General features: G+C 48.0%; 18 protein-coding genes and 6 pseudogenes. 19 read left to right on the top strand and 5 right to left on the bottom strand.

From position 1 onward, the window contains the following. Positions 1 to 67 precede the first annotated feature (67 nt). Positions 68 to 748, bottom strand: coding sequence for a tetratricopeptide repeat protein (locus RE628_RS17385; RefSeq protein WP_309154223.1), 681 nt, complete (start codon positions 746 to 748; stop codon positions 68 to 70). Between the two features lie 96 nt (positions 749 to 844). Here RE628_RS17385 and RE628_RS17380 point away from each other — a divergent pair, with 96 nt between their 5' ends. From RE628_RS17380 to coaD, 6 genes and pseudogenes are all read left to right on the top strand, one after another. Beyond that, complete coding sequence (locus RE628_RS17380; RefSeq protein WP_309154222.1) at positions 845 to 1,435, top strand: HD domain-containing protein; 591 nt, start codon at positions 845 to 847, stop codon at positions 1,433 to 1,435. Positions 1,436 to 1,498: 63 nt separating this feature from the next. Next, positions 1,499 to 2,248 carry a 2,3-diphosphoglycerate-dependent phosphoglycerate mutase gene (gene gpmA / locus RE628_RS17375; protein WP_309154221.1) on the top strand — a complete coding sequence of 250 codons (750 nt, stop codon included), beginning with the start codon at positions 1,499 to 1,501 and terminating at the stop codon, positions 2,246 to 2,248. 192 nt (positions 2,249 to 2,440) lie between these two features. Continuing rightward, positions 2,441 to 4,612, top strand: coding sequence for a 1,3-beta-galactosyl-N-acetylhexosamine phosphorylase (gnpA, locus tag RE628_RS17370; RefSeq protein ID WP_309154220.1), 2,172 nt, complete (start codon positions 2,441 to 2,443; stop codon positions 4,610 to 4,612). 257 nt (positions 4,613 to 4,869) lie between these two features. Then, positions 4,870 to 5,001 carry a hypothetical protein gene (locus tag RE628_RS17365; RefSeq protein WP_309154219.1) on the top strand — a complete coding sequence of 44 codons (132 nt, stop codon included), beginning with the start codon at positions 4,870 to 4,872 and terminating at the stop codon, positions 4,999 to 5,001. A 185-nt stretch (positions 5,002 to 5,186) separates the two neighbouring features. Beyond that, positions 5,187 to 5,739 (top strand): annotated as a pseudogene (rsmD, locus tag RE628_RS17360) (16S rRNA (guanine(966)-N(2))-methyltransferase RsmD). A gap of 47 nt (positions 5,740 to 5,786) precedes the next feature. Beyond that, positions 5,787 to 6,299, top strand: coding sequence for a pantetheine-phosphate adenylyltransferase (gene coaD / locus RE628_RS17355; protein WP_309154218.1), 513 nt, complete (start codon positions 5,787 to 5,789; stop codon positions 6,297 to 6,299). A gap of 14 nt (positions 6,300 to 6,313) precedes the next feature. Here the strand turns inward: coaD and RE628_RS17350 are convergent, their stop codons facing one another. After that, the gene (locus RE628_RS17350; RefSeq protein ID WP_309154217.1) at positions 6,314 to 7,540 is read right to left on the bottom strand and encodes a nucleoside recognition domain-containing protein; all 1,227 of its coding nucleotides are present in this window, start codon (positions 7,538 to 7,540) and stop codon (positions 6,314 to 6,316) included. 112 nt (positions 7,541 to 7,652) lie between these two features. Here RE628_RS17350 and RE628_RS17345 point away from each other — a divergent pair, with 112 nt between their 5' ends. Continuing rightward, positions 7,653 to 8,120: a hypothetical protein gene (locus tag RE628_RS17345; protein WP_309154216.1), complete on the top strand. Its 468-nt coding sequence runs from the start codon at positions 7,653 to 7,655 to the stop codon at positions 8,118 to 8,120. Then, positions 8,089 to 8,676 (top strand): PDZ domain-containing protein, encoded by a 588-nt coding sequence (locus RE628_RS17340; protein ID WP_309159496.1) that lies wholly within the window; start codon positions 8,089 to 8,091, stop codon positions 8,674 to 8,676. The genes RE628_RS17345 and RE628_RS17340 overlap by 32 nt, the downstream gene beginning before the upstream one ends. A gap of 497 nt (positions 8,677 to 9,173) precedes the next feature. Here RE628_RS17340 and RE628_RS17335 read toward each other — a convergent pair whose 3' ends face one another. Continuing rightward, positions 9,174 to 10,421 carry a nucleotidyltransferase gene (locus RE628_RS17335; protein WP_309154215.1) on the bottom strand — a complete coding sequence of 416 codons (1,248 nt, stop codon included), beginning with the start codon at positions 10,419 to 10,421 and terminating at the stop codon, positions 9,174 to 9,176. A gap of 452 nt (positions 10,422 to 10,873) precedes the next feature. Between RE628_RS17335 and RE628_RS17330 the strand changes: the two genes are divergently transcribed. The 10 genes and pseudogenes from RE628_RS17330 (at position 10,874) to rnc (ending at position 19,001) form a co-directional block, all read left to right on the top strand. After that, the gene (locus tag RE628_RS17330; protein WP_309154214.1) at positions 10,874 to 11,389 is read left to right on the top strand and encodes a YceD family protein; all 516 of its coding nucleotides are present in this window, start codon (positions 10,874 to 10,876) and stop codon (positions 11,387 to 11,389) included. 142 nt (positions 11,390 to 11,531) lie between these two features. Next, positions 11,532 to 11,705 carry a 50S ribosomal protein L32 gene (gene rpmF / locus RE628_RS17325; RefSeq protein WP_018750828.1) on the top strand — a complete coding sequence of 58 codons (174 nt, stop codon included), beginning with the start codon at positions 11,532 to 11,534 and terminating at the stop codon, positions 11,703 to 11,705. 425 nt (positions 11,706 to 12,130) lie between these two features. Next, on the top strand, positions 12,131 to 12,727 hold the full coding sequence (gene fapR / locus RE628_RS17320; protein ID WP_309154212.1) for a transcription factor FapR: 597 nt from the start codon (positions 12,131 to 12,133) through the stop codon (positions 12,725 to 12,727). Further along, positions 12,711 to 13,713: pseudogene (gene plsX / locus RE628_RS17315) on the top strand (phosphate acyltransferase PlsX). The gene fapR and the pseudogene plsX overlap by 17 nt, the downstream one beginning before the upstream one ends. Then, positions 13,710 to 14,695: pseudogene (locus tag RE628_RS17310) on the top strand (beta-ketoacyl-ACP synthase III). Before plsX ends, RE628_RS17310 begins: the two co-directional pseudogenes overlap by 4 nt. An 86-nt stretch (positions 14,696 to 14,781) precedes the next feature. Next, entirely contained in the window at positions 14,782 to 15,717 is a 936-nt protein-coding gene (gene fabD, locus RE628_RS17305) for an ACP S-malonyltransferase (RefSeq protein ID WP_309154211.1), read from the top strand. Between the two features lie 170 nt (positions 15,718 to 15,887). Further along, positions 15,888 to 16,636, top strand: a pseudogene (fabG, locus tag RE628_RS17300) (3-oxoacyl-[acyl-carrier-protein] reductase). A 67-nt stretch (positions 16,637 to 16,703) separates the two neighbouring features. Then, positions 16,704 to 16,937, top strand: coding sequence for an acyl carrier protein (gene acpP / locus RE628_RS17295; RefSeq protein ID WP_018750834.1), 234 nt, complete (start codon positions 16,704 to 16,706; stop codon positions 16,935 to 16,937). 121 nt (positions 16,938 to 17,058) lie between these two features. After that, positions 17,059 to 18,297 carry a beta-ketoacyl-ACP synthase II gene (gene fabF, locus RE628_RS17290; RefSeq protein WP_309154210.1) on the top strand — a complete coding sequence of 413 codons (1,239 nt, stop codon included), beginning with the start codon at positions 17,059 to 17,061 and terminating at the stop codon, positions 18,295 to 18,297. 12 nt (positions 18,298 to 18,309) lie between these two features. Continuing rightward, positions 18,310 to 19,001: pseudogene (gene rnc / locus RE628_RS17285) on the top strand (ribonuclease III). Positions 19,002 to 19,183: 182 nt separating this feature from the next. Here rnc and RE628_RS17280 read toward each other — a convergent pair. Then, positions 19,184 to 19,462, bottom strand: a complete 279-nt coding sequence (locus RE628_RS17280) for a serine hydrolase domain-containing protein (RefSeq protein ID WP_309154209.1) — start codon at positions 19,460 to 19,462, stop codon at positions 19,184 to 19,186. Then, complete coding sequence (locus RE628_RS17275) at positions 19,459 to 20,604, bottom strand: serine hydrolase domain-containing protein (protein ID WP_309154208.1); 1,146 nt, start codon at positions 20,602 to 20,604, stop codon at positions 19,459 to 19,461. Before RE628_RS17275 ends, RE628_RS17280 begins: the two co-directional genes overlap by 4 nt. 210 nt (positions 20,605 to 20,814) lie before the next feature. On the opposite strand from RE628_RS17275, the pseudogene smc reads away from it, so the two are divergent. After that, positions 20,815 to 24,384, top strand: a pseudogene (gene smc / locus RE628_RS17270) (chromosome segregation protein SMC). The last annotated feature ends 51 nt before the right edge of the window (positions 24,385 to 24,435 follow it).

Here is a 24,435-nt window from a genome sequence, read left to right as displayed (position 1 = left end):
TAAAAAAGGACGGCCAGACCCGCTGTTTAGCGGTAATGGTCGTCCTTTTACTGTAGGTTTAACTTGGCTAGAGAAAGTTTCGCTTGATCACGCTTCGCAGCGCCCATCCACGTTCATGTCGCTTCTTGTATTTAGGGAGTGAACGGTATATGGAGATGGATTCCTCGAGTGCTTGCCTCGCTTCATCCTTGCGCCCCAGTGATTGGTACAGACAGCCTAGTAAATAATAAGCTTCGCTGGAGGAGGATTGAATTCCACCGAACTTGGCGGCATATTCAAGCGCTTTTTGCGGGTCTTTATCTTTGAAGGCGGTGGCCAGTTGTAAATAGGGTTCTCCGTACTTAACACGCTCATTCAGACTCAGCGCATGCAGCATTTGCTGTTCTCCGTCCTGGAGCTTCTGCAAGCCGATGGATGCGGCCCCAAGATCACTCCAATACTCTGCGGAATCCTCTGAGGCTTCTTTGGCCTCTTCAAGCAATTTGTAAGCCTCGGCATATTTCTTCGACGCTATCAGGAGCCTAGCGAGCTCACGTTTGGAAGAGACATTGAAAGGGCTAGCAGCGAGCTGTGTCCGCAACTTCCGAGTTCTACTTGAGCGACGGAACGGCTTGGCAATACTGGGCATGACGCCGACATAGCGGCGATCTAGAACGTACACAACAGCAATAATGATAATGATCGCAATCAGGGGATTCCCGGTAACCCAAGATAATAAAAAGAATAGTAGTATGGATAATTTACTCATTGTAGCCCACCATCCGTTATAATGATTACCAATTATATCATATTCATGATATTAATGTAGATAGGCAGGAATATAGGGCGAAAAGAGGTAGACATTATGAATCAAGGTGAAAGACTACAGAAGCAGATCGAATTCATTAAGGAGATTGATAAGCTCAAGCATATACTGCGACAGACGATACTGATGGATGGATCAAGGCGAGATGCGGAGCATACTTGGCATCTTGCAATGATGGCCATTGTGCTACTAGAGCATACGCCTGAGCCTCGCCCGGATTTGTCAAAAGTGCTGAAAATGCTGCTTATTCACGATATTGTGGAAATCGATGCAGGCGATACATTTGCCTACGATACCGTTGGGTATGAGGATAAACAGGAGCGGGAGCTGAAGGCAGCTGAGCGGATATTTGGTTTATTGCCGGAAGATCAGAAGCAAGAGCTCATGTCTCTGTGGCTTGAGTTCGAGGAACGCCATAGCCAGGAAGCAAAGTATGCAGCAGCAATTGATCGTATCCAGCCTTTGTTGCATAATTATTATACAGGCGGTTTATCCTGGAAGAAACATGGCGTTAGAAGCTCCCAGGTACTGGATCGTATTTCCGGTGTAGTCGATATTATACCTCCTCTATATGAGCTGGTAACTGAGTTAATCCGGGATGCGGTTCACAAAGGTTATTTACAGGAATAGTAGGTAGAATCGGACAGTCCGGCAGTATACGCCGGAAGACTGCGGTTGGAAGGAGTGTTAACGATGTATCAATTAGTGTTAGTCAGACATGGAGAGAGCGAGTGGAACAAGTTCAACCTATTTACCGGATGGACAGATGTGGAGCTGTCTGAGAAGGGTGTCCAGGAAGCGAAAGAAGCCGGGAAGCTGCTCAAAGCGGCAAATTTCAAGTTTGATATCGCATATACCTCATATCTGAGACGGGCGATTAAGACGCTCTATCATATTCTAGATGAGATGGAGCTGTTGTGGATTCCGGTTCATAAGACGTGGCAGCTAAATGAACGCCATTATGGGGCGCTGCAAGGCTTAAGCAAATCGGATACGGCAGAAAAGTACGGCGATGAGCAAGTGCTGCTCTGGCGTAGAAGCTATGATGTTCTGCCGCCCGCACTGACGAAGGAAGATGATCGTTATCCTCGTCATGATCCGAAATATAATCAGCTCACCGATGACGAGCTTCCGCTGACCGAGAGTCTCAAGGAGACAGTCGTTCGCGTGGAGGATTATTGGGAGCGGGAGATCAAGCCGCAGATCATCCAGGGTAAGCAGGTCATCATTGCAGCACACGGTAATAGTCTGCGTGCACTGATTAAATATTTGGAGCATCTTAGCAGCGAGCAGATTGTGGACGTGAATATTCCGACGGGAACACCGCTCGTGTACACACTGGACGAACAATTCAAGCCGATAGAGAAGTATTATCTGGGCAGCCAAGGGAAGATTGAACAAAAAATCGAGACTGTCGCTAATCCGGACACCATTATGGAATAATATAGTGCATCTGTTTTAACTCAGTTAAGAAGATATAGCACCAACCTGTTATGATCAGGGAGGTCTATATCTTTTTTTTATAACAAAGGTCAAAATTTTACTCGTGGAAGGTCATAATTCGTCCTTGGTTCACTCTAACTTGCTAAGTATGATGAGATCAACGATCAGTTATTTGGAAGGAGCATGTTTCAAATGAGCGAACAGAACCAAAACAAACAAACTAGAGGACGCCTCACAATCCCGACTGACCTTGATGTCGTAGGAGAAACGTTAAAAACGATGGAACTGTGGGGTGCTGATGCTGTACGTGATGCAGACGGCACAACTTTCCCGCAAGAGTTAGTTGATTGTGAAGCGAAAATATACGCTACTTACTATACGACACGCAAAGATAACAATTGGGCTAAAGCAAATCCTGATGAAGTACAGCAATGCTATATTTCAACTAAATTTGTTGCTGCTACTGACGCTACGCTTTCCATTCGGTTATTGGAAGGGATTAGCGAAGAATTATTACTGGTAAACAACCGTGATGATATTTACCGTTGGTGGGAAGTTATCGATCGTACCACCGGTGAGGTCGTACCAACGAATCACTGGAGCTATGATGAAGCTAGCGGTTGCGTAATCATTAATAACACGACACCTTATCATGAATATAGCGTCAGCTTCTTAACCTATCTGATTTGGGATCCTGTTCATATGTACAATGCTGTCGTGAACGATTGGAAAGATTTCGAACGACAAATTACGTTTGACGTACGTCAGCCTAAGACACGGGAATACTCTAAAGGTAGATTGCGTGAATTTTTGCGCGAAAAGTCTTATGTAAATGTCGTACGATTCACAACGTTCTTCCATCAGTTCACGCTTATCTTTGATGAACTACGCCGGGAGAAATATGTTGACTGGTACGGCTATTCCGCAAGCGTAAGCCCTTTTATTCTCGACCAGTTCGAGCGTGAAGTTGGTTATAAGTTCCGTCCAGAATATATTATTGATGAAGGCTACTACAACAACCAGTATCGGATTCCATCCAAAGAATATTTGGACTTTATGGCTTTCCAACGCCGTGAAGTGGCGGGGTTAGCGAAAGAGCTCGTTGATATTACCCATGAAGAGGGTCGCGAAGCAATGATGTTCTTGGGTGACCATTTTATTGGTACTGAGCCTTATATGGACGATTTTAAAACCATCGGGCTAGATGCTGTCGTCGGTAGCGTCGGCAATGGTTCGACACTGCGTTTAATTAGCGACATTCCTGGGGTGAAATATACAGAAGGACGTTTCTTGCCATACTTCTTCCCTGATACATTCCATCCTGGTGGCAATCCAACAGCAGAAGCTCAAGAGAACTGGTTAACGGCAAGACGAGCTATTTTGCGTAAACCTGTAGACCGTATTGGCTATGGTGGCTACTTGAAGTTGGCGTTGGACTTCCCGGACTTTGTTGACTATGTTACGCAAGTTGCCGATGAATTCCGCGATTTATATGAGAAGGCACGCACGAAGCCTCTATGTCTAGCTAAAGTTGCGGTCCTGAACAGCTGGGGGAAAATGCGTTCGTGGGGCTGCCATATGGTGCATCATGCCCTCTATCAGAAGCAGAACTACAGCTATGCGGGAATTATTGAAATTTTGAGCGGAGCTCCTTTCGATGTATCGTTCATTAGCTTTGACGACATTCGTGAGCAGCCGCAGTTATTAGAGGAATTTGATGTCATTATTAACATCGGTGACGCTGATACCGCACATACCGGCGGCGATAACTGGAAAGATCCGTATATTGTTGAGCAGGTCCGTGCATTTATTGCTCGCGGAGGCGGCTTTATTGGTGTAGGTGAACCTTCTGCTCATCAACATCAAGGTCGTTTCTTCCAGCTAGGCGATGCTCTTGGTGTTGAGTTGGAACGTGGTTTCACCCTCGGCTATGATAAATACAATTGGGACGTCAAGTCGTCTCACTTTATTACCGCCGATATGGATGGTGAAATTGATTTTGGTGAAGGTAAGAAGAATGTATATGCGACTAGCGCTGATATTTTAGCTTGCAATGATAAGGAAGTGCAGTTTGCGGTCAATAACTACTTTGGCGGACGCTCTGTCTATCTCGGTGGACTACCGTATAGCGCTGAGAATGCTCGTTTGTTACACCGTGCAATATTATGGTCGTGCAGCAAAGATAACGAATTGCACAATTGGTTTAGTTCTGATGCCCATACGGAGATTCATGTTTATCCGGAGACAGGTACGTATTGTGTAGTTAACAACACCGCAGAGCCACGCAACACGACAGTGTATGCTAATGGCAAGAGCTTCGAGCTGGAGCTCAAGGGCGGCGAATTGCGTTGGTTTGATATGTAAGTTTGTGTCGAGCTTATAAAGAAGTATTCACATATAATCCCCCTGCAAGTGGCAGTGATTGTCACCTGTCAGGGGATTTTTGTTGTGCACATATGTAGTGTGGATTGGATAGATATTGAAATCGATAGGAGTACCGGATGACCTGGCTGAATTCAAGATTCGATGTCGAATAGCTCTCAGTCTTCGTGATCAAAAGTGGACTTTTTGAACTACCTCTAAATAAAAAAAGTCAGGGCCCCCTTACGAGGGCCCCAATCATGGGAGAGGAGAAACCGGACGAAGAGCTTATGGGGAAACGTAAGTCTTCTCCGCGGTTGTCTACGACATTTGGTGATGTCGATAATTCAAGTCTGCCCCGGGTTGACCGATTTATACATGAATATCCTTAAAAAGTAAATCGAAATTACATTTTTCATTCTATGCGGGATTATGGTACGATATCGACAGGCCATTTTTGAAGCCTAAAAATTAATATATTTGCTCTATATAGATTGGGTTCAAACAATCCAGTTTTCAGTGGGGGTTTGAATTACCTTGTAATAGAGCTGCATTGTGCAAGGGTGTGTGAACTAACATGAGAGTCATATCGGGCAGTGCCCGGGCAGGACATTGAAGGCGGTTCCCGGGATGGGAACAAGACCGACGACAGACAAAGTGAAGGAAGCCGTGTTTAGCATGATCGGCTGTATTTTGATGGTGGTGCTGTACTTGATCTATTCGCGGGGACGGGCGGATTGGGGATTGAAGCGCTCAGCCGTGGCATGGACAAGGCGGTATTCGTGGATCTCGATTACAAGAGCGTCGAAGTTGTACGTGCCAATTTGAAGGCCGCTGGTTTGGAAGAGCGTGCAGAGGTTTATAAGAATGATGCGGAAAGAGCGCTGAAAGTGCTGGCCAAGCGCGAAGCAGTATTCGAGCTGGTGTTCCTTGATCCGCCGTATCGGCTTAAGTTCGGGGATAAGCTGATGGAAGCGATGGACGAGCTTAAGCTGCTCGAAGATCGCGCGACGGTTGTGTTGGAGTATGAATCTTCCTATGTCTATCCGAGCTGCTTCGGCAATTTTACAGAACTGCGCAAAGCGGAATACGGAGAAACCACCGTATCCATATACAGGTATGAGCCGTAGAAATTCAGACTAAGACACCCCCGTCACTAAGGAGGAAAACAGTATTTATGGAACTGCAAAAAGCACCGCGGATCGCCGTATATCCAGGCAGCTTTGATCCCATCACCAATGGACATTTGGACATTATTCAGCGGGCTTCCCGTCAGTTTGACATACTCATCGTAGCTGTGTTGAACAATTTGAGTAAGAAACCGCTATTTACGGTTGAAGAGCGCAAAGAGCTAATCTCTTCAGTAACGGGCCATTTGCCTAATGTCGAAGTAGACAGCTTCCGTGATCTGCTTGTCAATTATGTAGATTATCGGAAAGCGGATGTCATCGTCAGAGGGATTCGCTCGGTTACGGATTTTGAATATGAGTTGCAGCTCGCTTCTTTAAACCACCAACTTAATCATAATGTTGAGACGATCTTTATGATGACGAATCCCAAATACTCTTATCTCAGCTCGAGCGTAGTTAAGGAAATCGCCTACTTCAAAGGTGATCTTGGGGATCTGGTTCCTATTGAAATCGAGCAAGCATTAATAAAGAAATACGAAGGTATGCCAAAGCCACAATAGCTAGTTTGTAGATCTTACTGTCGAGTGGTTCTCCGCCATGTGAATGAGATGGCAATAAACAGGACGACTAGAAGAATCAATAACCACATAGAAATATGTAGCGAGCCAGCCGCTAGCTGCCAGTTTGGAAGCGCTGCTTCCATTCTGCCTGCTAGTGGGTGGTTCATTTCCTTATAGGCGGGAAGAGCGCCGGGCCAGAGGAGGGTTAGCGGCCGCCACAGCATTAGAGTCAACATGTAGGCATAAGCTCCGTGAAGGACGCGCTGTATCATAAACCTACGGCCGCCGATTCCGATTGGCTTCAGTACGGCCTGTACTTGAAGGAAGGAACAAATTCCGCCCCATCCTAATGCAGCTCCGAGTAGGGCGGCTAGCATGGGCTGTGACAGATCGAGCTTTGTGATCTCATATGTTCCAAGATGAATTTCTGCTGCTCCAGCAATGAGAGAGGACAGGGCAGATACCTTGAGAAAAGAATTGACGACATGAATAATGATGGCAAAAATCAACATGTAACCGCCAATCGTCATCAAAGTCTGTACTCCATTAGTGACGGAATCGCCTAGTAGCTTGCCGAAGCTACGGCCGTCCTCTTGCCGAGCTTGCTCCATCTTACGCAGTGCTAATCTAAGTCCGGTCGGAGTGTTCGGGTGGGCTGTCTTACTCAAGGCGCTCCGCTGGCCTGTCTCGCTGTTGCCCGGCGCCTTAGGTCGTCGAGAGCGATTAAGTGTGAATGCGGCTGCAAAGCCGGAGAGCCAGTGAATGATGAGCAGTAGCAAGCCAAGGTTCGGATTATTCAGGTAACCAGCTCCGATGACAACCATGACTAGCATTGGACTGGCAAAATGAGCAGTGGCTGCCATGGTCTCGGCTTCAACAGCTGTTATTTTTCTTTGTTTATATAGGGAGGCCGCTGCGACGGCAGAAGCTGGAAAACCGGCTGTCATGCCGAGCGGGAGAATCCAACCGAAGGTGCCGGGAAGTTTTAGGAATCTGCGTGTGAAGGGTTCCAGCATAACGCCAAGTCCTTGCGGGAATCCTCCGGCGATGAGTATTTCGGAGAGAACGAGAAAAGGCAAAATGGCCGGGAATACAATTCTCCACCAGAGAGACAGCCCTTGACTAGATGCTTGAAAGGCCGGACCGGGGGCAGCGACAATACAGATCACAAGCAGTATGGCAATAGTAGCAAATAGTATGGTTGATGACATCTTGCCAGCTATGCCCTGTTCGCGTTGCATAAGCGTTCACCTTCTTCATATGTATATGGAAATGGATAGCTAGTACCATGCATATGCAGGACAAGGGGCGGCATACCAATGAGATATCAATCGTACCCGGAGGGGGATATAAATGCGGTTAAAAAAATCGCCGGTCATCAAAGTAACTTTATATTTGATTACTCTGGTCGTTCTCGTATATGTGATGGTATATATGCCAACGCCCTATATGATTAATCAGCCTGGACTCGCGGAGGAGATCAAACCGATGGTAAGTATTCCTGCCGCTGATAAGGAGGAAAAGGGCACCTTCATGCTTACGACCGTGTCGGTCAGCTATGCTAATCTGGCGATGCTTGCGACAGCGCAGTTTAATCGCAATGCCGAGATTGTACGCAAGGAACCGGATCGTAATGAAGAGGAATACGAGACACAGCAGCGGTACTATATGAGTAGTTCGCAGTCAAATGCTATTATGGCGGCCTATCATTTGGCGCATATCGATTATGATATCGTTCCGGAATATGTATTTATTGTAGGTCTGTTTAAAGCGGTTACGCCTAAGGTGAATTTCACCCGGGGATATTATCCGCAAGGTTGACGGAAAACCGATTGGCAAATTCGAGGATTTATCCGCATTGTTGGCCGAGAAGAAGCCGGGTGACCAGGTGAGCGTTCAATTAGAACGCAAGAATAAAGACTTGGACGAACGGGTAGAACTGATAAATATTTCTACGGATAAGAAAGTAGTCAAAGCGGGCCTTGGCGTGTCTATCGGTGAGGTGCGTAAGGTAGAGCCCGCTGTTGAAGATCAGGAGGTCAAATTCGTCGATACTCGTATTGGCGGACCTTCCGCTGGCCTGATGTTCACTCTGGAGATTTATAACCAGTTAACGCCGGGGGACTTGTCTAAGGGCTATCGGATCGCTGGTACAGGTACTATCGATGAGAACGGAACCGTAGGGGAGATCGGGGGAGTTCAGTTCAAGATCGTCGCTGCCGAACGGCAGCATGCTGATATCTTCTTCGTGCCAGTGAACAACTACGATATTGCCAAGGCAAAGGCTGATCAGATCGGCAGTAAAATGAAGTTGGTCAAGGTACAGACTGCCCAAGAAGCACTCGAGTACTTGCAACAGCTTGAGCCCAAGGCTTGATTCTGAATGCCTCATAATAATAACTGGCTTTTTTGAACCACCTAAGTTAGATGGGTTCAAAAAAGCCAGTTTTTTTAGCACCAAGAAGGTTGAATGAAACTAGGGTCAGAGGAGCGGAGCGTACGAAGTTTGTACGTGAGCACCTGAGATGTTTCCGGAGGAAACATTACTTCGTAAGCATCCGCTTAGACCCGGTTGAATTCAAGATTCGAAGCCGAATCCGCTTCATCGATTAACCTTCGTGATCAAAAGTGGATTTTTTGAACTACCTAATTAGATGTAGGTTCAAAAATCCAGTTTTCAGCACCGAGAAGGTTGAAAGAAACTAGGGTCAGAGGAGCGGAGCGTACGAAGTTTGTACGTGAGCACCTGAGATGTTTCCGGAGGAAACATTACTTCGTAAGCATCTGCTTAGACCCGGTTGAATTCAAGATTCGAAGCCGAATCCGCTTCATCGATTAACCTTCGTGATCAAAATTGGATTTTTGAACTACTTCTCAAAGTCTGATTGGTGGTTGGCGGTAGTCGCGGAACAGGTCCCACCCCGTCCGTTGTGGCATAGCATTTGCATAGACGGCTGAAGCTCTATTATCGGCATCGAGCTGTGAATGAGACAAATCGGCAGCACGGGTGATGACCGGGAGCTTGGCCGTCTTTTTCATCTGCTTCAGCAGCTGCCTACCACGTTCATTGAAGCCGAGTACTCGTATGTAATGTGGTCCAGCGGATAATACTTCGCGTGAGCCCATTTGCCGCGAATGTCCGAGTAATGTATGCATAAGAGTACGCTGAAGCTTGGTATGGGTGTAGCGCTTGGTCTTCAATTGCTCAACCAGTTCGCTTACTGATGCTTGTTTCAGCTTGGGCAAGATTTTGTGGATACGGTACTCGAGCCCTTCGTTCATCTCCAGATGACCAGCTAGTTCCTCTGGTGTGGCCGCTAGCAGGCGGCTGAACAAGGGCTGGGAGAAGCGGTCCCAATCCATCGGACCGCGGCCTGCTGCGAATTCACGCTGTAGAATCTCAAGCGTGAAGGGTGGTAGGTAGGCGGCAGCAGCAGTGAGCGAGCCGCCGCCTGAGATGAGCCGGCGCACAGCGGTGGCGCTGGCGATGCAGGCATCGCGCGGACTCTCGTCGCGATAGCCAGAACCCTGGCGCTGCAAGGTGAGCGGCGTGATGCCGCTCTTAAGCCGCCGCAGCGCGATCAGGTAATGCAGCCCAAGCGAGTTGTTGGGCTGCTCCAGTAGCAGGCGGGCGGCGTCTACGTCGCCGCCCAGGCCGCCTGTGGCGGCGTAGGCGCGCGCGGCAGCCGCCGCGAAGGCGCGTGGATAGCTCGCCCCGGTGGCGAGCTCCTCCGCGACCGCGGCCTTGAGCGCGCCGCTCTCGCTGGCGAGTAGGGCCGCCAGCTCGGACAACACCGGCAGCTCGCCCGACTCGCTGCCGAAGCACAGATGCGACACGACACCTGTCGCATCCAAAAGCGCCGTAGCTCCGTGCGCGAACCACTCCGCCGGCTGCACGGCATATGACACTGGCAGTTCAAGCACCAGGTCGATGCCGAGATGCAGCGCCATTTCTGTTCGTGCCCATTTGTTAACGATCGCGGGTTCGCCGCGCTGCAGGAAATCACCGCTCATCACCGCGACCGCCGTATCGGCGTTGGAGAGCCGCTTAGCTTCGCGAAAATGATAGGTATGTCCGTTATGCAATGGATTATATTCAACAATTATTCCTACGGTATTCAAAGCAATCACCTTTTAGGTTAGAATAAGTGGTAGTCTTCTTACTTTAAATTCGTGTTTAAAAAGTCAGACTTCGTAAGCATTTGCATAGGCCCGGTTGAATTCAAGAGTCGATGCCGATATAGCTTCCTGGTTCACTTCGTGTTAGATCTCTGGATCGCGGTCGCTCATCTCTGAATTACTTCGATCAGTTTTCTTATCAAAGGGTGACTTTTTAAACAACCTCTTTCAGTTTCATGGTTTAAATGTTATCAATTAATAAAGAATATAACATATAGACCCTGCGGCGCGCTTCCTTGAGGAGAAGTTATTGTGAGGATGCTGTTTTTGTCAGATAGAAAGTTGGATCCATAAGGTCAACCATGTGAAATTGAAGTTCAGGGAATATGGGTTTACAGTTGACAAAACTTAGCTAGGATCGGTATAATTATTTTTGTTTGTTTGGAGTGATACTCATGATTATTAATTTTCGTCAGATCTCTTCATCCGAAGCTCCGATGGAATTCCATCAGACATTGGATGTTGGTCATGTAGTTAAGGGACGGAATGACATTGCGGGGATTTCCCCAATGCAAGTCGATCTGCAGGCTCAGCCAGCGGGAGGCGGTGTTATTCACGTAACCGGACACTTATTGGCGGAATTGGACATGTCCTGTTCCAGATGCTTGAAGTCTTTGAAGCATCGCGTGGAAGTTCAATTTGAAGAAGCCTTCAAACAAAGCGACGAGGATAGCGGCGAGCTAGATGAAGGAGAAGAAGATTTGGTGCTTGTATCTGGAGAGCGTCTGGATCTAACCCCTTATCTGGAAGAAGCATTGTTGCTTGAACTACCTTTTTCAGTCGTTTGTAAGGAGGACTGTAAGGGACTTTGTCCATCTTGCGGGACCGATCTGAATGAACGGCAATGCGGTTGCAACACGGAGCGGATTGATCCGCGACTGGCTGCGCTAGGCGATTTTTTCAAGAAGTAAGCAGGTAGAAATTACGTCGTTAGACGTTTTTCTTATAATTTCCAGGAGAGATGATAACCATCTCACAGGTTACCGTTTCTGCTTGAAAATGACATTATGAAAACACCGATGCAGGGTTTATTTGATAAGGAGGTGGAGAACCATGGCAGTACCTCAACGGAGAACGTCCAAGACACGTCGCGACAAGCGTCGTACGCATTTCAAATTGGCTGTGCCGGGCATGGTAAAATGTGAACAATGCGGAGAATTGAAGCTTGCTCACCACGTATGCAAAGTATGCGGAACATACAAATCGAGAGAAATTATTAACCAATAAAACTTGATTTCGTTAACGCGAAGTAGTACTTCATTTTTGATGAAGTGCTACTTTTTTTGTTATCATTAAAGTTAATTCATCTTCTTATGGTCATTAACCACGAAATGGTACAGCTAAGTTCTTATTTTACGAAACCTGTGATCGTTATCTGTTAAAAAAATGCCTCTCAAAACTTCTAACGAATCAGGTATCACTATTGGTCCCCAAAGGTGGTGGGTGGTGTTGGAGCAGGGATAGGTCCCTGTGCAAACAATGGGTTCAGTGGGTTGGAGTGCATCAATTTGGAATTCCACTTTCTTTTTGCGGGAAGTTGATTTATACTATTTTAGTACCAGGTTCTAAAAATGAGCGGATCTATAAGTGCATGTTCACGCACTATAATATAAATTGTAGTCGTTCTGTAGGAGGGATATCCAATCGAACGTTTGCCGAAAAAAGCGAGACAGCAGCAACTCGTTAAATTAATTGAAGAGAACCCTTTCGTTACTGACCAGGAATTGACTCGGCAGCTCAAGGTCAGCATTCAGACGATTCGCCTAGACCGGATGGAGCTAGGTATTCCCGAGCTTAGGGAACGGATGAAGCAGATGGCAGAACGTTCATACGATCAGGTTCGTTCGTTGCCACTGCATGAGGTGATAGGGGAAATTGTTGATCTGCAGTTGGACAAGAGTGGAATTTCCATCTTCGAGATCCGAGATGAGCATGTATTCTCAAGGACTGGGATTGCGCGCGGACACCATGTGTTTGCTCAGGCGAATTCTCTAGCTGTCGCAGTCATCAATGATGAGATCGCATTGACCTTTTCGGCGGACATAAGGTTTATCAGATCGGTTCATTTAGGGGAGAAGTGCATCGCCAAGGCTTATGTCCGTCCTTCTTCAGGGAACAAGGCAAAAGCCAAAGTTGAAGTGTTTACTTATGTTGGTGAGGAAATGGTATTCCAAGGGAATTTCGTCATTTACCGATCAACTGGGGATGATAATCATGAAGGGGGAAACATACATGCGGATCGCCATTGATGCTATGGGCGGCGACTTTGCACCGGATAGTACTGTAAAGGGGGCAATAGATGCGGCCCGTGAATGGGGCGATACCCAGATTATTCTTGTCGGGCATCAGGACCGTCTTAGACCGCTAATGACGGATGCTCCTGCCAACCTGATTCTTCATCATGCCGAAGAGATTATTGAAGCGGAGGATGCAGCCGGTAAGGGCGGTTCGCCGCAAGAAAGATGCGTCCATGGTCGTAGCGGGACGTCTTGTTCATGATAAAGAGGCGGATGCGATGATCTCCGCAGGAAACACTGGGGCATTGATGACAACCGGTTTGCTTGTTGTTGGTAGAATGGAAGGGATTGAACGTCCAGCGCTTGCACCGATCATACCGACGATGGATGGCCGGGGTGTTCTGGCTCTTGATCTGGGCGCCAATATGGACGCCAAGCCGGAGCATTTAGCCCAATATGCCTTAATGGGTAGCATTTACCGTGAGAAAGTGGCGGGTATCGCCAAGCCGCGCGTGGGGCTGCTGAACGTAGGAACCGAAGCAAAGAAGGGCAACGAGCTGACCAAAGCGGCTTATCCGCTTCTTGAAGAGCTACCGATTAACTTTGTCGGTAATGTAGAGGCTCGCGATGTACTGACTGGCGCTTGCGATGTGCTTGTTTGCGACGGCTTTGCTGGCAATATTTTATTGAAATCACTCGAAGGAACAGCTGGAGCGATGTTCTCTGTTTTGAAGCAGGAATTCACGAAGTCCCTGAAGAATAAGCTGGCAGCGGCTGTGCTTATGCCTTCCTTGCGTGGCATGAAACAAATGATGGATTATAAGCAGCATGGTGGAGCACCTCTGTTAGGGCTCAGTGGGCTTGTAGTGAAAGCACACGGCTCCTCGGATAGCGAAGCGATCAAGAATGGGGTTCGGCAAGCACGTCTAGCGATTGAGAACCGGTTAACGGAGAGCATATCACAAGAAATTAGCGGGAAGAGAGTGGAGAGTCTATGAAAATGCGTTCCGTAGGCATAATTGGAACTGGCAAATATGTTCCAGAGAAAGTGTTAACGAATGCGGATTTGGAAAAAATGGTGGATACCAACGACGAATGGATTGTAAGCCGTACCGGTATTCGTGAACGTCACATTGCGACGCCGGAGCAGGCGACATTGGATTTGGCTTATGAAGCGGCAGTACGTGCTTTGGAATCGGCGGGTATGACCGCTGACCAGCTTGAATTGATTATCGTTGCCACAATTACACCGGATACGTCTTTTCCGTCAACCGCTTGCATTCTGCAAGATAAATTGGGTGCCAAAAATGCTGCTGCTTTTGACTTGTCTGCGGCTTGCTCTGGATTCGTATACAGTATGGCGACTGCTAATGGCTTCATTCAAACCGGAATGTATAAAAATGCGCTCGTGATCGGGGCGGACACCTTGTCCCGTATTACGGATTATACGGACCGTAACACCTGCGTCTTGTTCGGAGACGGAGCGGGTGCGGTTATTGTTGGAGAAGTGCCTGAAGGGCGCGGCTTCTTGTCATTTGACCTGGGTGCTGAAGGGGCTGGGGGCGATCTACTGAAGCTAGCTGCCGGTGGTTCCCGTCTGCCTGCTTCCGAAGCTACAGTGCAGGGTAAGCAGCACTATATTTATATGAACGGACGTGAAGTATTCAAATTTGCCGTTCGGGTGATGGGATCAGCGACAGAGGAAGTGCTACGTAAAGCAGGCAAGACGAAGGAAGATATCGACTTGTTCGTTCCGCATCAGGCGAATATCCGGATCATTCAATCCGCGATGCAGCGTCTTGATCTGCCGGAAGAGAAATGCGTTATCAACGTAGACAAGTATGCCAATACTTCAGCGGCTTCGATTCCACTAGCGCTTGTAGAAGCAGCTGAGGAAGGCCGTATTAAGGAAGGCGACACTGTTCTGCTCGTCGGCTTTGGCGGCGGCTTGACATGGGTGCTTCTGTCCTCGTCTGGTAATACTGGCAGTAAATAAGATTGAGAGATCAAAAGCGGACTTTTTGAACATCCTCTTAAGCGAATAATAAGGAGTGCGGGTTAATACTATGGGGAAAATAGCGTTTGTTTTTCCGGGACAAGGTTCCCAGAGCGTCGGCATGGGTAAAGATCTGTTCGATCACTCCCCAGATGCCAGACGATTATTCGAGCTAGCGGATACGAAGCTTGGCTTCACGCTTAGCGAACTAATCTTTGAAGGCCCTGAGGAAGAACTTAAGCAGACAGCAAATACGCAGCCTGCCTTGCTCACCACAAGTGTCGTTATGTACGAGGCTCTTGCTGCTAGAGGAATTAAGCCGGATTTTGTAGCCGGTCACAGTCTAGGAGAATACAGTGCGCTCACAGCTGCTGGTGTTCTGTCTTTTGAAGATGCTGTATCTATCGTCCGCGCTCGCGGCGAATTTATGGAACAGGCTGTGCCAGGCGGACAAGGTGCTATGGCGGCCGTGCTTGGTGGAACACGCGAGAGCTTGGCAGAACTTTGTGCTGAAATCAGCAATGGTGGTTCTCTTGTAGAGCTAGCCAATGTCAATTGTCCAGGACAAATCGTCGTATCTGGAAGCAAAGAAGGCGTTGGACAAGTTGTAGAACGTGTGAAGGAAATCGGCGCCAAACGAGCGATCCCGCTCGAAGTAAGCGGTCCATTCCATTCATCTCTCATGCGGGAGGCGGCTGAACGTCTCAGCGACAAGCTGGGCAGTGTATCCTTCCAGGATGCTCCCATGCCAGTTATTGCTAACGTAACGGCGCGCCCGGTTCAGCAGGCAGTAGAAATTAAACAGTTGCTCGTAGAGCAAGTGTATTCTCCTGTGCTCTGGTCTGATAGTGTCGCTTGGTTGATCGAACAAGGTGTGGATACCTTTGTTGAATTGGGTCCAGGAAGCGTTCTGACCGGCTTGATTAAGAAAATCGACAAGACCGTCGCATTGTACAATGTGAACAACTTGGAAACTCTAGAGAAGACGATAGAGGCGCTAGGCTAAGAGTTTATTACGGTTTTGATCATCAGGAATAATATGCATATATTATAAAAAAATATTCGATTTACAATATTCTAGTTGATTTCTGGCGGCAAAGATCGTATCATTGTTTCTCGTACTACGAGGAAGCGTCCCGGAATGATCTGTTTTATCCTAGGAAAGGAGATAGATGTATGAGCAAATTGCTTGAAGGACAAACTGCACTTGTTACCGGCGCATCACGCGGGATCGGGCGCAGCATCGCTCTCGCTCTTGCTGGTGCTGGCGCTAATATCGCCGTGAATTATGCGGGGAACGAGGAAGCAGCAGCTAAAGTCGTGGCTGAGATTGAAGCGCTTGGAGTTAAAGCGTATGCGGTTAAAGGGCATGTCGGCGATAGCGAGCAATTCGATGCCATGGTGAAAGGCGTTGTCGAAGCCTGGGCCGAATTGATATTCTGGTGAATAATGCTGGGATTACTAGAGATAATTTGATCATGCGTATGAAGGAAGAAGAGTTCGACGAAGTGATCGCTACGAATCTCAAGGGTGTCTTCAACGGAATTAAATCCGTAACCCGTCCGATGATGAAGCAGCGCTCAGGCCGGATTATTAATATTTCCTCCGTAGTCGGCGTGCTAGGTAATGCAGGTCAAGCGAACTACGTGGCAGCTAAAGCCGGCGTAATTGGATTGACCAAGTCAGCCGCACGTGAGCTAGCATCACGCAATATTACCGTGAACTGCATCGCACCAGGGTTCATTGAGACCGATATGACGGATCAATTGCCAGAAGAGGTGCGTCAGGGCATGCTAGGGAATATTCCGCTGGCACGTCTTGGACAGCCAGAGGAGATTGCTAAGGTAGTTCTGTTCCTCGCTTCGGACAGCGCGTCCTATATGACAGGGCAAACGCTGCACGTAGATGGCGGAATGTATATGTAATTTGCTTCTTCCTTCTATGGCTTTTTAACTTAGATTCTCGTATAATACCAAAGAGGAGGTGAACCGGATGTCCGATGTATTGGATCGTGTAAAACGCATTGTAGTGGATCGCCTCGGCGCTGATGAAGCCGAAGTAACGCTTGAAGCGTCTTTCAAAGATGACTTGGGTGCTGATTCCCTTGATGTAGTTGAACTTGTTATGGAATTAGAAGATGAATTTGATCTGGAAATTTCAGACGAGGATGCAGAGAAGATTACGACTGTAGGTGAAGTTGTTAACTACATACAATCTCATACCTAATGTCATGACAAAGTCCCGTACCTCCTTTCAAGTAGGCGGGACTTCTCTTCTATTGCTTTTATGTCCGTATTTCTACATGTAAATTGAATTTACACATGAAGTCTATATGAGGTGAGTGTGTTTGAAACATAGAGTAGTCATTACCGGTATGGGCTCAGTTACAGCCCTCGGCAGCGATTTGGATACGCTCTGGAATAACTTGATTCAAGGGAAATCCGGTGTATCGCAAATTGAATCTTTTGATGTTAGCGAGTATACAACGCGGATTGCCGCTTCGGTTAAGGATTTCAATCCTGAGGATTATATGGAACGCAAGGATGCGCGCAAGATGGACCGATTTGTCCAGTTTGCCGTTGCTGCTGCTAGCCGTGCGCTGGCCGACAGTGGTCTGAACATTGCAGAAGATACGAACCCAGAGCGGGTTGGTGTCATGATCGGTTCTGGGATCGGCGGCCTGGGAACTTGGGAAGATCAACATTCCATTTTGCTGGAGAAAGGTCCAAAGCGGGTAAGCCCGTTCTTCATTCCGATGATGATTGCGAATATGGCTTCCGGCCAGGTATCGATTACCTTCGGCGCGAAGGGACCTAACAGCACTGCGGTGACTGCGTGCGCGACCGGAACTCATTCCATCGGCGATTCGTACAAGCTAATCAAATACGGCGATGCTGATGTGATGATTTGCGGCGGCGCGGAAGCAACGATCCGTCCAACTGGACTTGCTGGATTCTGTTCAATGCGGGCGATGTCAACTCGCAATGACGATCCTACAAGAGCGAGCCTGCCGTTTGATTCTGAACGCGACGGTTTTGTAATGGGTGAAGGGTCTGGCGTATTGATTCTTGAATCGTTGGAGCATGCCCAGAAGCGTGGAGCTAAAATTTACGGCGAGGTTATCGGCTACGGCTTGAGCGGAGATGCTTATCATATGACAGAACCGAATCCAGAGGGTCCGGAGCGTTGTATGAAGATGGCGATTCGTGATGCCGATATCGATCCGAGCGAAATTGATTATATTAATGCACATGGTACTTCTACTCCTGTTGGCGACAAGTCGGAGACGACTGCTATCAAGCGCGCGCTTGGCGATCACGCTTACAAAGTAGCAATCAGCTCGACCAAATCGATGACAGGTCATCTGCTCGGTGCAGCTGGTGGTGTTGAAGCGGTAATCTGCGGATTAACGATTCAACATGGAATGATTGCACCAACGATTAATTTAGAGCATCCGGATCCGGAATGTGATCTGGATTACGTCCCTAATGAAGCAAGACAAGCGGATGTTAGAATTGCTATGTCTAACTCTTTCGGATTTGGCGGCCATAATGCCACCATTATTCTGAAGAAATTCGAAGCATAAGGGGTCAGTCAGTTGAGTGGAGATTTAAAGCAATTACAGCACAAACTTCAACTGGTATTTCACAATAAGCAGTTATTAAGACAGGCTTTTACCCATGCATCTTATGTGAATGAGCATCGCTTCAATCAGCATGAGGACAACGAGCGTCTGGAGTTTCTAGGCGACGCTGTCCTTGAGCTGACGGTGTCGGAGCATTTATATGGCTTGTTTCCGGATCGTCCTGAAGGCGAGCTCACGAAGCTTCGAGCAGCCATTGTCTGTGAGCCGTCGTTAGTACGGTTTGCAGAGCGCCTGGAGTTCGGGAAATATGTATTGCTCGGCAAAGGAGAAGAGATGACGGGTGGACGAACCCGTCCTGCTCTGCTGGCAGACGTATTTGAATCTTTTGTAGGAGCTCTGTATTTGGATCAGGGCCTGGAGGCGGTCACCGCTTTTTTGCATCGCTATATTTTCTCGCAAATTGTGTTTGACGGGAAGCTTCAGACCACCGACTATAAAACGGAGCTTCAGGAATTAACCCAGCATCATAATATGGGAGCCTTGGAGTACCGGATCGTTGAAGAAAGAGGCCCGGCGCATGAACGTGAATTCGTCTCCGAAGTATGGATGGACGGACGCAGTTCAGGGCGCGGGACCGGAGGTCGAAGAAGGAAGCCGAGCAGCAGGCGGCGCAGGTTGCGCTAGAGCAGCTTCGGCAGGCATAAGTTGAATATAATCGCTATTTTATAGTTCGAGAATGGCGGATTAACTAAGGGGCTGTCCTGTTGCCATAAAGATGGTAATAGGACAGCCCCTGTTCTTTTGTATTAGAGGTAGTTTAAAAAGGCCACTTTTGATCACGCCACTATTAGTAAGATATCTCGTCTATAACTTGACCTGAACTTGGTTACCTGGCGAATAAATTACGAATATCCCTCATCATCGTTAATGTATCTACACCTGCATGATTACCCAATAAAATAATGGTGATTCCACCACCTTGCTCGCGGGATATTCCGGTCGAATACCCAGTTCCACTGCCGTTGTGGAATAAAATCTTGTTGTCAGCCGTCTGATCAATCATCCAACCGTAGCCATAGTTCTTATAAGAGTATGGTGTGAACAGCTTATCGAGCGAATCTTGATTCAATATATCCGTCGAATCCAAGGCAGCATCCCATTTCAATAAATCGTCAACGGTTGAATATAGTCCCCGGAGCCAGGTTGCGTATAATATGGTCCAGCAAGCGCCCATTGATCGGATTTGGATACATAGCCTTTAATCACGCGGGTCTGTTGATCCGCAATCCCACTCTCTGTCATGTGGAGGGGGGCGATGAAGTGGCTCTGGATGAAATCAGTGTAGCTCATCCCGGATACGAGTTCGATGATGCGTCCGAGCAACATATAGCCACTATTGCTGTATTTGAAATCCGTACCAGGGGTAAAGACGAGTGGCTTGCCTTTGATTGTCTCGATGGTCTGTTCCAATGTTAGGCCTTCAGTACGAGGGAAATTGGAGGCTAGACCAGACGTATGAGATAACAGCATATGTAGTGTAATCTCATTTCCTTGTGGAAATCCAGGAATATATGATTCCAGAGTATCATCAAGATGTAATTTTCCTTCCTCTTCGAGTTTCATGATCGCTGCAGCTGTGAAGCCTTTAGTTAAGGAAGCGATTCTGGACTTGTCATCCGGTGAGATTAACTTCTCCGGACCGTTCAAGCCATAGCCTTTACGCAGCTGCACCTCTCCATGATCTGCAATGAGTGCGATGCCCGAAAATTGTTGATGTATTAAATATTCATCGGCCAAAGCCGCAGCACCTTCTATGATTGTACTGTTATCCGGTAGTAGATTAATTTGGCGAACCGGATTGGATGAAGTTGTGACTGTAGCCCCGAGGACCTCAGCAAGTGTACGTAGCGGAACCATTGTAGAGCCATTTCGTAATAGCGAAGTGCCCGGCGCTTGCAACTGGGTATAGCCGTTAATCGTGAAATAGCTGGTCTCCGGACGATGATCAATGATATTCCCATGAATCATTATCTCGCTGGCTCGTTTGCTCTTGTTCCATTTGACCTCTGCGCCCATTTGCTCGGCTGTCTCCCGGAGAGGAACATAGGTGGTACCTTTGTAGATGAACGGCTGGGAGTTCGTCCATGTCAGCGGACTGCCGTTCAGCAGGATATCCGTGGCCGCTACTGTCTTCGTTATCTGGCTACTCTGGGCATAAGCTTGTGTAGAGGCTCCGGCAAGCGTACCAAGGAGTAGCGATGAAATTGCAAGTGGAAGTAGAACGGCACGTCTTAAAGACTTATTCATAGGTTTGTCTCCTTTGTCAAATCTAGGTTGTCTTTCAGACTAGCAAACATGCCGTTAGATTTCAAGATTGGATGTAGAATTACTTCCTGGATAACCTCTATTATTATCCGCTAATGTAATGATAGAAAAAGCCTGTCCCCATGCCTTTTGTCCTTCTGTCCCAGGAACGGTGTGTGTGTTACAATAGTCGTTAGAGGTGATCGTGAACGTATGTTTTTGAAACGGATTGAGTTAGCGGGTTTTAAATCATTTGCCGACAAGACGGAAATGGAATTCGTCCGCGGCATTACCGCTGTTGTAGGACCGAATGGCAGCGGGAAGAGCAATATCTCCGACGGGATTCGCTGGGTGCTTGGAGAGCAAAGCGCTAAGTCCCTGCGTGGCGGTAAGATGGAAGATATTATCTTTGCCGGTAGTGATGCGCGTAAAGCGGTGAATTATAGCGAGGTATCTCTGACGCTGGATAATGGCGATCATGCCTTGCCACTGGATTTCAGCGAGGTTACCGTAACGAGGAGAGTCCACCGCAGCGGCGAGAGCGAATATCAGATCAATAAGCAATCCTGCCGGTTGAAGGATATCACTGAGCTGTTCATGGATACCGGAATCGGGAAGGAAGCTTATTCGATTATCGGACAAGGACGGATTGAGGAGATTCTAAGTACGCGCTCTGAGGATCGTCGTGGCATCTTTGAGGAGGCCTCCGGGATCGTGAAGTACAAGAACCGCAAGCGCGATGCGAAGCGGAAATTGGATGATACCGAGCAGAATCTGCTGCGCATTCACGATCTGGTTAGTGAACTTGAGGATCAAATCGGACCGCTGAAGGAGCAATCCGAGAAGGCGTTAAAGTATAAACAATTACGAGATTCACTTAAAAATATAGAAATCTCTTTATATGTACATCAAATCGAACAGATTCATGAATCGTGGAGCGATACAAATCAGAGACTGGGTCAACTGAAAGAGGAAGAGCTTGCCTTGTCTACGGTCGTGTCAGCTCATGATGCGAAGCTGGAAAGTGATCGGTTGGCGCTGCGCCAGGTTGAAGACAAGATTGAAATTTTGCAGAATCAGCTACTTGAGAACAGTGAAAAATATGAGAAGAGCGAAGGCTTTGGCGAAGTTCTGAAAGAGCGGTCCAAGAACTTGACTCAGAATCGGGAGCAACTGGAGCAATCTCTGGCAGCAAGTGAGGAGCGTTATGCCCTGCGCGAGTCAGAGATGAAGCAACTAGCTGAGAAATTTGCGGCAGCGGAGCTACAGTTAACCGAGCTACGTGAGGAACTGCAGTCTGAAGAAGTGAAGCTGATTGGAGTAACCGGAGGTATTAGCCAAGAGCAGGAGGAAGGCCTGAAGGGCCAATTGCTCGAAATCATGAATCAAATGGCCGGGATGCGCAATGAGATTCGCTACAATGATCAGCAAAAGGAAGCCGTGCAGCGTAGAATGCAGCGGTCGGAAGAAGAAGGAACCAAGTGGAGCGAGCAACTGGAGCAGCTTAAGGGCAAGAAGACTCAGTTGGAGAATGCTCTGCAGCAGTTGGGAGCGGAAATTGCTGATTTACGTGGAAAATACATCACAGAAAGTGAACGGTCCCAATCCTTGAATCGGCTGGTTGAGGAAAGCCAGAACGGCATTCGAAAATGGGAGCAGAAGCGTGAAGGACTCGTCTCCCGTCGCGATACGATGAAGGAGATGGAGGACGATTTTGACGGCTTTGCGCTTGGGGTTAAAGAAGTGCTCAAAGCCTCCCGCAAATCGGCTTTGCACGGAGTCCACGGTGCTGTGGCCGAGTTAATTCGCGTGCCAGAGAAGCTGGAGATCGCAGTTGAGACAGCGCTTGGAGCAGCGATGCAGCATATCGTTATGGAGAACGAGTCTGTATCGCGTCAGGCGATCACATTCTTGAAACAGCGGCAACTGGGCAGAGCGACATTCCTGCCACTTGATGTCATTCGACCAAGGCAGATCTCAGCGTCGGACAAGCATTTGATGGAAGACGCGGAGGGGTTTGTAGGAATTGGGGCTGATTTGGTTGGCTATGATTCGGAGTATAGCAATATTGTCGGTAGCTTGCTCGGTAATGTAGTGTTCGCCAGCGACTTGGAGTTAGCTAATAAGATGGCTGCGCGCTGTCAATATCGCTTCCGGATCGTTACACTGGAAGGTGATGTGGTGAACGCCGGCGGTTCGATGACCGGGGGTAGCCAACATCGCAAGAACAGTAATCTGCTGGGACGCAAGCGTCAGCTGGATCAGCTTGCTACCGACATTCGTGAGGCAGAAGACATGCTGGACAAGCTGCGTAAAAGCCTGATCGATGTGCGCGAGCAGGTGGTAGCGTCGGAGCAATCGCTCGAGAAGCTGCGTGAGGCCGGCGACCACAAACGGTCTGAAGAGCAATCTGTTGCCAGCGACATGAAGCAAATCGAGCATGAATGGAGACACGTATCTGAGCAATTCGAGCTGTATGGCCAGGAGAAGGGCCATTATCTGAAAGAGATCGAAGAGCTGGAACAAGCTAAAGTTCAGGCGGAAGCGAAGCTAATCGAACTGGAGAAGGAAGAGCTACATATTCAGCAGTCAATTCACGCTGCGGAATATGCCCGCAAAGCGAATGAATCGGCGAAGGAAGAACTGCAGGACCGTCTCACTGGACTTAAGGTGCGTGAAGGTAAGCTGGATCAGGAAGGCTTCTCTATAAGGGAGCAATTGCGTCGTTCTGAGGAAGACTGCAGTATCCTCAAACGTGAGTTGGAGCAAAATCGAAGTATTTTGCAGTCCATTGTGGCAGACTTAGAGAAGAACACGCATCAGAGCTCTACTCAGCGTGAGGAGCTGAATGAATATAAATTAAAGAAAGAACGTGCCGGAGAGCAGCTTGAGCTGGAGAGAGCTTCGCGAGTTGTATTCGTCAAGAAGCTGTCCGATGGCGAGAATGAGACGAAGGAGCAACGCCTGGCACTGAAGGCGGTCGAGGAGAAGCTACGGCAGACGGAAATTCAGGCGAACCGGCTCGATGTCGAGTTGGAGAATATTCTGAGCAAACTAAGTGATGACTATGAGCTGAGCTATGAAATGGCGAAGCAGCGTTACCCGATTCCGGAGGATGTTCCTGTGGCGCAGGCCGAGTCGAAGGAATTGAAGCGGAAGATCACCTTGCTCGGAGAGGTTAATCTTGGTGCAATTGAGGAGTTTAACCGAGTTAACGAGCGTTACCAGTTCCTGTCCGAGCAGAAAAATGATCTAGTCGAAGCTAAGTCAACCTTGTATCAGGTTATTCAAGAAATGGATGAAGAGATGTCAAAGCGCTTCAAGACGACCTTTGATGCGATTAAGCGTGAGTTCAGTATCGTGTTCACGAAGCTATTCGGCGGTGGCCGTGCAGATTTGCAACTACTGGACCCGAGCAATCTGCTCGAGACAGGCATCGATATTGTCGCTCAGCCTCCAGGCAAGAAACTGCAGAACCTGCAACTTCTATCCGGGAGAGAGGGCGTTGACCGCAATGGCGCTGTTGTTCGCAATTCTGCAGGTTAAGCCGGTTCATTCTGCGTACTTGATGAGGTTGAAGCAGCGCTGGATGAAGCTAACGTAATTCGTTTCGCTCAATATTTACGCGAGTTCTCCGAGCAGACACAGTTTATCGTCGTGACACACCGCAAGGGGACGATGGAAGAGGCTGATGTGCTCTATGGCGTAACGATGGAAGAAGGCGGCGTATCCAAGCTCGTTTCTGTGAAGCTGGATGATGAAGAGACAGTAGAAATCGCCTGACAGACGTCAAGTTTTCCGTAATATCCATTTAAACTTAATATAGCTTAATGA

It is taken from the genome of Paenibacillus sp. D2_2 (assembly GCF_031199965.1).
Taxonomy (GTDB): Bacteria; Bacillota; Bacilli; order Paenibacillales; family Paenibacillaceae; genus Fontibacillus.
Note: the sequence above shows the minus strand (reverse complement) of the source record. Positions and strands in the feature narration are given on the sequence as shown.